The organism is Brevibacillus gelatini (assembly GCF_003710935.1).
Taxonomy (GTDB): domain Bacteria; phylum Bacillota; class Bacilli; order Brevibacillales; family Brevibacillaceae; genus Brevibacillus; species Brevibacillus gelatini.
In genome coordinates, this window is sequence record NZ_RHHS01000004.1 from 1 (window position 1) to 11,256 (window position 11,256).

Sequence of the window (11,256 nt, forward strand, 5' to 3'; positions counted from 1 at the left end):
CGTTTAATGGTGAAGAGCTATTCCTATTTATATATGTAAATATATTCCATATACAATTCACAGAATTTCCACTTTTATTATCATCATGATATTCAAATGCCTTGTTCACCGGTAAATAAACCCAATAGTTGATGGTAATCGTGGGCTTCCGACCGTTTTGTTGCGGTTGTTTCTTGCTTTTTTGGCAGAGGCCATCATGGGTTGGGAGCGTTTTATTAGAGATGTGAGCATGGCAACGCGGGGCTGGCTTTTGTACCTATAGCCTCGTTTGTTTCGGATCGTGTCTGTTTGGACTGGCTTCCATTTACCGTTTTCAATCCAGCGGGGGGAAATAACGATCCAAACAGGGGAGTTGCACAGGTCGTATCGATATGGAATTTTTGGGTGCTGGAGCCATCATCAAATTCAATGAATTGGTCAAAAGGGCTGACGACTGCGGTCGGGATGTGGGGAGCGTCCACAATCGGGTTGATGTATAGCGCTGACATGTACATAACGGCGATAATGGCTGCATTTTTTGCCTACTTGACTCTGGACTTTCATCGGCTGTTTCCCTGGCTCTTTTCTGTCACCAAGATTTCACACCCCACCGATGAGAGCATAGGCGAGGAGGCGCGGGGAAAACACAGTGACAAAGCCCATTTCTATGACCACGATCACAATGGATGTTTCACGTGAAACGTTTTTCCCAAGCAGGAATTGGGCAAAGCTTGCAGAATTACTTAATATAAAAGAAACTAAGTCATTTTATAGAGAGAATGACAATAGACAAAGGGGATTTTCAAAACGATCGGGTAGGCAACAATTGAGTCTGGCAGGAAGTGCATCGGATAGGGCTTGGGAACTTTGGTAAGCAGGAGTCAAAAGCTTTCCTTTGATAAAAATGGGATGCAAAGGTCAGGAACGTTTCTGCGTGAATGGGCTAATGATCTGAAATGCTAGGGAACGGAAACTAGCTATGAAGAACTAGCCTAGCCTCGTTTCACAATGTACACAGGACAACCGCATCCACTCAACGCTAAAAGGAAGGCTCTACGATTCCTATTTAACCCTTGGATACTGTATACGGCGTAGCGGAGGGGATTACCTGCGAAATGCCCGATGTTGGACGTTGATGCACTTCTCCATGTCTGACAAAAGGTAAGGTGTGCGAACAAGGTTGTTTATGTTCTAACAGTCGATTCCAGCCGATGTATATACTAGAAAGAAAAAATAGCTGGTTACTGAGATTCTGCCATGTGGATGGTCAGAACCTTTTTCGCGTGGGAGAATGTTGCCGTTTTCTCTATGCAAAAATTTGCATCGAGCAGCGTGTTGGAGCGAAACGGTTGTGTTTGGTCAGTTTCTGGCGTCACAGGATTACATTTTTGCAGGTGATGATGCAAGGGGAGCATGACAAATCGAGGTGTCATGACAGCGAAGGTTGGAATGATTGATGAAGAAGCCCGTGCCAATGTGGCATTCAGTTCTCCGGCAGATGCTCAGGAAGAAAGCTTGATTCTTTTTAAGCTTTACGCACAGAGCAGCGGAGATTTTACATTAGCGCGGATGGAACGGGTAGAAGTGGGGGATTTTCTATGGCAGTGAAGGATTCATTTTCTCGGATTTTTGGATTGACGGACAAGACAGATAATGAAGAAATCAGGCAGCTACCAGTCGAGGAGATTGTGCCGAATCCATATCAGCCTCGGACGGTTTTTGATGACGAGAAAATCGATGAGTTGTGTCAAACGATTCGCACTCACGGTCTGATTCAACCGATCGTTGTACGGGTGAGAGACGGTCGCTACGAGTTGATTGCCGGAGAGCGACGTTTGCGCGCAACCAAAAAGCTAGGCATGGAGAAGATTCCTGCGATCATCAAAGATTTTAACGACGCGCAAACCGCCTCGATTGCCTTGATTGAAAATCTTCAGCGCGAAGGACTGACGGCGATTGAAGAGGCTGTGGCCTACCAGAAGCTGATCGATTTGCACGACTTGACGCAGGAAAGTCTGGCGCAGCGTCTGGGCAAAGGGCAATCGACTATTGCCAACAAGCTGCGATTGTTGCATTTGCCCCAGGAGATTCAAGATGCGCTGTTGACTCGCCAGGTGACAGAGCGCCATGCGCGTGCTTTGATTCCACTCAAAGACGCGGAGCTGCAAGTAAAAGTGCTGGCAGAAATTTTGGAACGAGAGTGGAATGTCAAACAGACAGAAGTGCGCGTCAAGCAGCTTCTGGAAGCGGCGGAAAATCCAAAGACGGAAAAAGAGTCGAAGCCGCGCTGGAAAGCATTTTCCCGAGATGCCCGAATCGCGATCAATACTGTGCGTCAGTCTATTGACATGGTCATGCAGACAGGCTTGCCAGTGGAGACGAACGAAGAAGACCACGAAGAATTTTATCAATTCACGATTCGGATTCCGAAAAACAACAAGTAAGGAAGCAAGCGCATATGCAAAATGGCGGGCGGGTTGCTTGACTGTTTGCAAGCGCAAACTGAATCGCGATCGCGGTCGCACATCACATTTTGGGAAAAGGCTCGATTGGCGTTGCGAATCGTGAGGTGGGGAGCATTTATGGCGGAAATGTTCCCTCTATATCCTCTATATAAAGAACGGAAAGCCAACTCCCGTGACGGGACTGAGCATATTCAAAATAACGAGTGTAAAAACGGCAAGGGCATGGCGACACGGTCGCCTTTCTTTTTGTGCAAATCCATGTGATAAAATGAAAATGGCTGGACTATGAGGGCCTGACGACTGCAACATCTGCACAGATGTCTCTTTTCTTTTCAGTGATGTACAAGGGCATTCACCCGCGTCCTTGAACGCTTTTTCCAACGGTTATTTGCCCAAAAGGCATCTTTTACTGGAAAAAGGAGACGGACAAAATCAAAAAAACAGCGTACGGGCAAGCAATAAATCTGGTAACATGGGTAGTACCAAGCTGTTTATTGCATTTTGGGGTTGTCTCGGTTTCCCGATGAGAGCTTGGTTTGCGGGTTAGTGTATCACAGGCAAGCTGGCAAGATTTTTGCTGCATTAGTGAGAATCGTTGGCAAAACTTTTGTTGCAAAAGTGAGAGTTGCAAAGAAGGCAGCGCGAAAAAGGCTGTTTTGGTGTTTCTTTCATGGTGACTTTCTCGGTGAAATAAGCCCTAAAACCTTTTGCAAAAAGCTTTTCTGCAAAAATGTCAGATGCGCACAGTTGAGAGGCACGTCATTGGCCCAACCTTGCCAAGTTCTTAGTAGTTAAAGAAACTAGGTAGTTAAAATCTAGGCAGTTAAAAAATCAGCTCTGGTCAAGCAGGATCAGAAAAAGCATAGGCAGTTAAGATGGCAGTTAAGATGGCGGTTACGATTTTTTTCGTACAGACTAGATATTTTGAAGGAGTCCTGGAAAGTTGAAAATTCCATCTTGCCAGGCAAAATCTGAAACCAGAAGCTTTCCTACACAAAAAAAATGAGGTGGAGAAGTTGGGTAAAATCATTGCGGTTGCGAACCAGAAAGGCGGCGTCGGGAAAACGACTACATCCGTCAATCTAAGTGCTTGTCTGGCCGCATTGGGGAAAAAGGTGCTGCTGGTGGATATTGATCCACAAGGGAACGCAACCAGTGGTATTGGGGTAAACAAAGCCGATGTCCGCTATTGCATTTATGATGTTCTCATTAACGACATCAGCCCCGTCGATGCGACTCTGCCTACCGAGATCGAAGGATTGATGATTATTCCGGCGACGATTCAATTGGCAGGTGCAGAAATTGAATTGGTTCCAACAATTTCCCGGGAGGTTCGTCTGAAAAAGGCCTTGGAGGTTGTAAAGGACAAATACGATTTTGTCATTATCGATTGCCCGCCATCCTTGGGAATTTTGACAGTCAACTCCCTGACGGCTGCTGACTCGGTCTTGATCCCGATTCAATGTGAATACTACGCATTGGAAGGATTGAGCCAACTGTTGAATACGATTCGCCTGGTACAAAAGCATCTCAATTCGCAACTGGCGATTGAAGGCGTCGTGCTGACCATGCTGGATGCACGCACGAATTTGGGTCTGCAAGTAATTGAGGAAGTGAAAAAATACTTCCAGGACAAAGTATACAAAACGATTATTCCACGAAATGTTCGTTTGAGCGAAGCACCGTCACATGGACAAGCCATTATCACGTATGATCCACGCTCGCGTGGTGCAGAAGTTTATTCTGACTTGGCGAAGGAAGTGGTAGGGGTATGAGTAGAGGCTTGGGAAAAGGGCTGAATGCACTTATTACGTCCAATCTCATTGAAGAGGGGGAGCAAGTAAAGGATGTTTCCGTCAGTGAGATTCGTCCCAACCCGTATCAGCCTCGTAAAGAATTCGAACAATCAGCTATTGAAGAATTGGCAGACTCGATACGGGAACACGGAATTATCCAGCCGCTGATTGTCCGGAAAAGCATCAAAGGTTACGAGCTGGTAGCGGGAGAAAGACGTTTGCGTGCGGCCAAGTTGGCAGGCTTGCAGCAGGTTCCGGTAGTCGTCAAAGCCTACACCGATCAGCAACTGATGGAGATTGCGCTCATTGAAAATTTGCAGCGGGAAAACCTGAATCCGTTGGAAGAAGCGGAAGCTTACGACAAGCTGATTGCGCACCATGATTATACCCAGGAACAGCTTGCCAAACGGATTGGAAAAAGCAGACCGCATGTAGCCAATATGCTTCGCCTGTTGCAACTGCCGGATAGCATTCGGAAAATGCTCGCAGCGGCGGAATTGACCATGGGTCATGCTCGGGCACTTTTGGCTGTCGCGGATGCAGCAGTGCAAATGCAGTTGGCAAATGATGTCGTGAAAAAAAGCTTGAATGTGCGGCAACTCGAAGAACTGGTCAAACAGTTGAATGTTTCACGTGAAACAAAGAAGAAAAAGCCGGCAAAAAGCGAACCGATTTTGATTGAGCTGGAAGAACGGCTGCGCACTCGTTTTGGAACTGCCGTCAAAATTAAAAAAGGCGCAAAACGTGGCAAGATCGAAATTGACTTTTATTCGCAGGAAGATTTGCAGCGGATCATTGAGATACTGAATGATGAGAAGTAAGTCCAGGAGGTAGTCATGGCGATCATCTATTTGGATAACGCAGCTTCAACTTGGCCGAAGCCACCCGGCGTGAAAGAACGGATGGCTGAAGTCATCGAAGATTTTGCCGCCAATCCTGGCCGGGGTGGACATACCTTGGCGATGAAAGCGAGCAAAACCGTGTTTCGGACACGCGTGCAGTTATCGCGGTTGTTTGGGATTCAAAACCCGAATAACCTCTTTTTTTATCTAAATGCGACACAGGCACTTAACCAGGCGATCAAAGGCTTTTTGAAGCCAGGCGATCATGTGATTTCTTCATCAGTGGAGCATAACTCCGTGAGGCGTCCTATTGAATATATGCGCCGCGTTCATCAGGTAGAAGCTACTTTTGTCGAGCCTAGAGACGATCATCTTTTTCATGTTGAGGATTTTGTCAAGGCGATCCGCCCAAACACGCGTCTTTTGGTCGTCAGCCACGCTTCCAATCTGACAGGAGTCATTTTGCCGATTGCAGAGTTGGGCAAGCTGGCAAAAGAGCGGGGCATCAAGTTTCTGGTGGACGCTTCCCAATCAGCTGGAGTGCTGCCCATTCACGTCGAAGAAATGAATATTGACATGTTGGCTTTTCCGGGGCACAAAGGGCTGTACGGTCCACAAGGGACAGGCGGATTGTACGTGCACAGCGACATTGATCTGGAGCCGTTGCTTCACGGGGGAACAGGCAGTCAGTCTGAAGCGATTGAACAACCGACGACACGTCCGGACCGCTACGAGAGCGGGACGTTGAATACAGTCGGTTTGGCAGGATTACAGGCCGGGGTTGAATTTGTCCTGGAAAAAGGCGTGGAAAATATTCGCCAGCATGAATGGGAGCTTGCAAAAAGAACAATGACAGGTCTGCAGCAAATCCCTGGGGTGCAGGTTTACGGTCCGGGAGTTGAAACTGAACGGGTTGCCGTAGTTGCCTTCAATATCGGGCAAGTGGATGCTTCGGAGGTTTCCTTTATTCTCGATCAACAATACGGCATTGCAACGAGATCGGGCTATCATTGCACGCCGCTGGGTCATCATACAGCAGGTACTGAGCAGCGGGGCGCCGTGCGTGCCAGCTTTGGGATTTTTAATACAGAGAAAGATGTAGAGGCGCTTATGAGCGCGGTTAGAGAGATAGCATCCGCGTTTTCGTAAAGGTAGCTGTAGGGGGACAAAAACGTGATCTTGCTAGGAACCATAGTAAACGCTGGCGCCATCATAGCAGGAGCTTTGTTGGGGAGGCTCTTGACGAGAATCCCCGATTCGATCCGGCATACGGTCATGCAAGGGATTGGACTTGCTGTCATGATTTTGGGCATCAAAATGAGCCTTGGATCGGAAAACTTCTTGCTGGTGATCGTCAGCATTGTTTTGGGGGCAATTATAGGGGAATTGATGGCGATTGAAAAAGGCTTGAATCATTTGGGCCACTGGCTGGAGCGGAAGGTTGGCGGCGGCAAAGGCAGTATTGCTACCGGTTTTGTAACGGCTACGCTGGTTTATTGTATCGGCGCGATGGCGGTTCTGGGGGCGATGGACAGCGGATTGCGCAACAACCACGATATTTTGTTCACCAAAGCGCTTCTGGACGGTTTTTCTGCGATTATTTTCACTTCGACGCTCGGAATTGGCGTCATGTTTTCGGCCGTACCTGTGTTTTTGTACCAAGGCTTGCTGACGTTGCTGGCTACCCAAATTTACAATGTGGTGAGCCAAACGATGCTCGATGCGATGCTGACAGAAGTAACGGCAGTGGGCGGCTTGATGATTATTGCGATCGGAATCAACATTTTGGAGATAAAAAACATCAGCGTAGCGAACATGCTGCCAGCATTGTTGATTGCGGCATTGGGGGTTCCTGTTAGCCAATGGTTGTCCAGTTTTTTATAAGATAGCGGTAGATAGCGGGAAAAAGACTCTTTCTGCGTACAGGAGGAGTCTTTTTTTATGGGTGGTGCAGTTGCGGCGGCGATCCTATTATGAAAAAAAGGCAATTCAGCAGAGGTGGCTGGTACAAACAAATCGGGATGCGAGTAATGAAATAACGGCTATATCAAAAGAAAAGATCGTGTGATAATGACCAGTAAAATCGAGTGAGCGTTATGGGGAGAGAAAGGCTATGATTGGTTTTGTCGTCAACCCTGTGGCGGGTAATGGCAAAGGAAAACGAGTATGGGAGAGTATAGAGCCTGTTGTAAAGGGCCTGGGAGCCGTTTTTTCCGTAAGGGAGACATCTGGAGAGGGCGAAGCGGAAAAGTTGGCAAAACAGTTGATTCAAAAAGAGGGAGTAAATAAAATCATTGCTGTTGGTGGAGACGGAACCGTGCATGGCGTGTTGAACGGAATCTACCAGTCTGGACAAGCATGCAAGTTTGGATTGGTGCCAACAGGATCAGGGAATGATTTTGCGCGCGCGCATGGCATTGTCCGTGATCCGTTTGTGGCAGTCGAGCGGATTTTGTCGGAAAAAGAGGAAAGACGGATAGATTTGCTGCTGATGAACGGGCGAATTGCCGCAAATTCGATCGGAGCAGGCTTTGATGCGCAAGTCGCAAAGGCAGCAGAGTCAGCAAAATATAAACCCTGGTTGAATCGCTGCGGATTGGGTAGACTGGCTTATGCCATTTCCGTTTTGCTGGAGCTGCGCACATTCAGGCCGACGAATCTGAGCTTGCAGGTCGATGGGAAAACGATCGACAAGACGGGGGTTTGGCTTGTGACAGCCGCCAATATTGCCAATTACGGCGGAGGAATGAAAATTTGTCCCATGGCGGTCGCAGACGATGGCCTGGCTGATTTATGCGTGATAAGCAATGCAAGCCGGGCTGAGCTTTTGCGCGCCTTTTTGAAAGTATACACAGGTACCCACGTCACGCATCCCAAAGTTATCGGGGGAGGCAGATCAAGATTGAAACAGCTGTGCCGCTTATGGTTCATGCCGATGGAGAAGTGATCGGAGAAACACCCGTTCAGGTGGATATACTCCCCGGTCAACAGGTGATCTTCGTCTAAAAAAAGAGACTTGCCATCCGCAATGGAATCGGGCAAGTCAAGGAAATAGGTATTGATGTGAAAAGATTGAGGGAAGACGGTCAGTCGTGCAAAACACTATCCAAACGGTTCGGCGCAGCAGCGAGCGTCGCAGCTTTGACCAAACCAGAGGCAATAATCTCAGCCATGTTCATGACGACGGCCAATCGCGTGTTTTGAAGTACGAAATACTCCATGAAGCCGCCGACATTGACGATTCCTGTAATGTGGAACGTACCGACTGGCGGCAGTTCCTTTTTGACTCCGGCACCCGGCTTTAGCGGTCCGCTGATGACATTGATGTTGCCGACGTGGCTGAACTGGCCCAAACAGGCATCTACGGCAATCAATGTGGCGTTCGGGTGGTTTGTTTGGATGTAATCGAGCTTTTCTCGCAGATTCATCGCATGCACCGGATCGTCCAATGTTCCGTACACCTGCAAATGATTCGGTGCTGCTGCTACCAGTTTGCTCCCGACGAGCGGGCCAAGCGCGTCACCTGTAGAGCGGTCTGTGCCGATACATACAATCACAATGTCCTCATCATACGGTTTTAAGCGAAAGCGCTGCGCAAGGTGACTAGCCAGATGATCCTCTGCGTTTTCACTGCGGTATTCCACTTTAAAAGGTGGCAAAGAACAGTTTTTGAGATTTTCAAACGTACCCATGGCTACCCCCACTCTTGCGGTCTTGGCCTACGTTATAGAAGAGTATTCACAGTATAGTACCGGGAAGTCATTTTTATACCTGCTAATGGGAAGGTTGTGGAGGTTTTGAAAAATCAGCGAAACTGGCAAGCGGGAAAGTGAACGGGTAAAATAAAAGGAGCACGTCAGCCAGTCTTGTGAAAAAGAATACAAGGCGACGAAGGAGGGAGAGGGATGGAAGGAGAGACCGTACTGATTGCGTTTGATTCTACACAGCAAGCTCTGCGCGCGGAAATGCTGCTGGAGTACGAAGATATTGACATCGACACAAGACCGACCCCAAAGGAGATAACGGCCGGCTGTGCCCTTTCCATTGAGTTTCCTTTGCCTGACTATTCTCGCGCCAAAACCATCATGGAAGAGCAGCAAGTAGTCATCCGCGGATATTTTCGTCAGTTTTTCGGCCGGTACGAGGAGATTGACGAAAACGGCAGACAGAAGGAGAGGGCAAAATGAGTACAAATACAGAAGGCTTTTTTCAAAAGCTGTACAACCAGATTTACAGCTATCTGACAGATGCCGATATGTGGGTAAATGTAGGGATGGTGTTGGTCAAAATACTGGCGATTGTCATCGCATCGCGTATCGTGGTTTCGTTGCTGCACGCGACAGTTAACCGCATTTTTCACCATCGTCATGGAGGCGGCAAGATCCAGCTGGATCAACGCCGCGTCGATACGATGCGCGTGCTCGTCAACAATATCGTCCAGTATACGATTTATTTCCTGGCGATTTTGATGATCTTGCAGCTGCTCGGGATCGACTTGCGGCCTGTTTTGGTGAGTGCGGGGGTGCTCGGGCTGGCAGTCGGCTTTGGGGCGCAGAGTCTCGTGCGTGACATCATCACCGGTTTCTTTATTATTTTTGAGGACCAGTTTGCTGTAGGAGATGTCGTGACGATCAATAACATGACGGGCACCGTACAGGAGATTGGCTTGCGAATTACACGCGTCCGTAGCTGGACGGGAGAGGTGCATATTTTCCCGAACGGCACGATTACACAAGTGACCAATTTTTCGCTGCAAAATACATTGGCGGTCGTGGATGTCTCGGTAGCGTACGAGGAAAATCTGGGGCAGGTCGAGGAAGTTCTGAAAGAAGTGCTGGCAAAAGCGCAAGCCGAGCTGCCGGATATTGTGGCAGAGCCACAGATTTTGGGTGTGCAGGCTCTGGGGCCGTCTGAGGTCGTCATGCGAGTGACTGCCGAGTGCAAGCCGAATACACATCACGGCGTCAATCGCAACCTGCGGGCGATGATTCGCACCGAGTTTACCAAACGGGGTATCCAGATTCCGTATCCGAAAATCGTGGCGATGTCGGGAAAAGCACAAGGGCAAGCATAGAAGGGAGAGGAGAAGAAAGATGGAAAGGAAGCAATTCGGGCTGGGAGACATCGTACAGATGAAAAAGCCGCATCCATGCGGAACAAATGCGTGGAAAGTCATTCGCACGGGAATGGACGTGCGGATCAAATGTACAGGCTGCGATCACAGCGTCATGATCGGGAGGCTTGAATTTGAACGCAAGATGAAAAAAATATTGGTTCGCGCAGAGGAAGAGCCAAAAGAGTAAAGCAAAAAACTTTTGCAGAAACCGTCTGTCTTTTTCTGCAATGTCCCAATGTCCGTAACCAAAGGTGGGGCTGACAATAGCGCGAAAGGATGGTCCAAGTCCGCAGGCCTTTAATTTGCCCGGCCATGGCGCCAGGCGGGTCAAGCTGGCGGGACAAGTTGGAGAAGAAAGTGCCTCGTGGTCTGCTGCGAGATCAAGCGGGCCATGTGAATAAGTCAAAACAGTCCAGCTTCACGAGTGGCGGGAGGTAGTGGAAGCTGGTTGTGGATAAAAAAAGGATGCAGCCTGTAGCAAGAGGCGCATCCTTTTTTCTTTTTGACGATTAGATGTATCTCCCGGTGATTGTACTTGAGGCCATGACCGATCATTTTCCGTCGGCAGTGCAGCCTGAAAATGATCTATGTGGGACGGGGGAAGGTAAGATGCATGGCCATGCAAGCTTACCTTCAGATAGGCCGGATGGCAGCGGGAAGCTTAGTCGCAGTCACAACCTACGATTACGAGAAGGATGAAAAGAACCAGGATCAGCGCGAAATCGTCGAAGCCGTTAAAGATACCCACTTGCTAACACCTCCTACCCTAGTTTCAATACTCATGCTATGTAGGAACATGAAAAGGGGTATGGGCGAATGCCCTGGTTCCTGAAGAAAATAAGTTATCAACAACCTATCCACAGAAAATGTGGACAACTTTTTGTCGGAAAATGAAGAATAATAAGGGACTGCGGGATTGGGTGAGTTGTGGATAAAAAGTTATCCACAATAATATCCACAAATCTGAATTTTCTCTGGATAAACCAGTTCTTTTTAGTAAATATTTAAAATATTTTTATTAGTAAGAAGGAATTTCGAGGTACAGCACGTAATTACAC

Annotated in this window: 12 protein-coding genes and 1 pseudogene; 11 read left to right on the plus strand and 2 right to left on the minus strand. The window is 48.1% G+C overall.

The features are described from left to right. Nucleotides 1-288: 288 nt before the first annotated feature. From EDM57_RS23975 to EDM57_RS00060, 8 genes and pseudogenes are all read left to right on the plus strand, one after another. Nucleotides 289-678 carry an MgtC/SapB family protein gene (locus tag EDM57_RS23975; protein ID WP_170163340.1) on the plus strand — a complete coding sequence of 130 codons (390 nt, stop codon included), beginning with the start codon at nucleotides 289-291 and terminating at the stop codon, nucleotides 676-678. 714 nt (nucleotides 679-1,392) lie between these two features. Further along, nucleotides 1,393-1,587 (plus strand): hypothetical protein, encoded by a 195-nt coding sequence (locus EDM57_RS22950; RefSeq protein ID WP_148039086.1) that lies wholly within the window; start codon nucleotides 1,393-1,395, stop codon nucleotides 1,585-1,587. Continuing rightward, complete coding sequence (noc, locus tag EDM57_RS00030) at nucleotides 1,578-2,423, plus strand: nucleoid occlusion protein (RefSeq protein WP_122902737.1); 846 nt, start codon at nucleotides 1,578-1,580, stop codon at nucleotides 2,421-2,423. Before EDM57_RS22950 ends, noc begins: the two co-directional genes overlap by 10 nt. Nucleotides 2,424-3,460: 1,037 nt before the next feature. After that, nucleotides 3,461-4,219, plus strand: a complete 759-nt coding sequence (locus EDM57_RS00040; protein WP_122902739.1) for a ParA family protein — start codon at nucleotides 3,461-3,463, stop codon at nucleotides 4,217-4,219. After that, nucleotides 4,216-5,061, plus strand: a complete 846-nt coding sequence (locus EDM57_RS00045; protein WP_122902740.1) for a ParB/RepB/Spo0J family partition protein — start codon at nucleotides 4,216-4,218, stop codon at nucleotides 5,059-5,061. Before EDM57_RS00040 ends, EDM57_RS00045 begins: the two co-directional genes overlap by 4 nt. A 15-nt stretch (nucleotides 5,062-5,076) precedes the next feature. Then, entirely contained in the window at nucleotides 5,077-6,231 is a 1,155-nt protein-coding gene (locus tag EDM57_RS00050) for an aminotransferase class V-fold PLP-dependent enzyme (protein ID WP_122902741.1), read from the plus strand. 24 nt (nucleotides 6,232-6,255) lie between these two features. Beyond that, a complete protein-coding gene (locus EDM57_RS00055; protein ID WP_122902742.1) occupies nucleotides 6,256-6,966 on the plus strand; it encodes a DUF554 domain-containing protein in 711 nt (236 codons plus the stop codon). 229 nt (nucleotides 6,967-7,195) lie between these two features. Further along, a pseudogene (locus EDM57_RS00060) lies at nucleotides 7,196-8,088 on the plus strand (diacylglycerol/lipid kinase family protein). Nucleotides 8,089-8,168: 80 nt separating this feature from the next. On the opposite strand, the gene yyaC reads toward EDM57_RS00060, so the two are convergent. Next, the gene (gene yyaC / locus EDM57_RS00065) at nucleotides 8,169-8,774 is read right to left on the minus strand and encodes a spore protease YyaC (protein WP_122902743.1); all 606 of its coding nucleotides are present in this window, start codon (nucleotides 8,772-8,774) and stop codon (nucleotides 8,169-8,171) included. Between the two features lie 213 nt (nucleotides 8,775-8,987). Between yyaC and EDM57_RS00070 the strand changes: the two genes are divergently transcribed. From EDM57_RS00070 to EDM57_RS00080, 3 genes are read left to right on the plus strand one after another with little or no spacing between them, the layout of a single operon-like run. After that, the gene (locus EDM57_RS00070; RefSeq protein ID WP_122902744.1) at nucleotides 8,988-9,269 is read left to right on the plus strand and encodes a putative Se/S carrier protein; all 282 of its coding nucleotides are present in this window, start codon (nucleotides 8,988-8,990) and stop codon (nucleotides 9,267-9,269) included. Next, nucleotides 9,266-10,156 (plus strand): mechanosensitive ion channel family protein, encoded by an 891-nt coding sequence (locus tag EDM57_RS00075; RefSeq protein WP_122902745.1) that lies wholly within the window; start codon nucleotides 9,266-9,268, stop codon nucleotides 10,154-10,156. The genes EDM57_RS00070 and EDM57_RS00075 overlap by 4 nt, the downstream gene beginning before the upstream one ends. Nucleotides 10,157-10,175: 19 nt before the next feature. Continuing rightward, entirely contained in the window at nucleotides 10,176-10,385 is a 210-nt protein-coding gene (locus EDM57_RS00080; RefSeq protein ID WP_122902746.1) for a DUF951 domain-containing protein, read from the plus strand. 474 nt (nucleotides 10,386-10,859) lie between these two features. Here the strand turns inward: EDM57_RS00080 and EDM57_RS00085 are convergent, their stop codons facing one another. Then, nucleotides 10,860-10,946, minus strand: a complete 87-nt coding sequence (locus tag EDM57_RS00085) for a YjcZ family sporulation protein (RefSeq protein WP_017246824.1) — start codon at nucleotides 10,944-10,946, stop codon at nucleotides 10,860-10,862. Nucleotides 10,947-11,256: the final 310 nt, after the last annotated feature.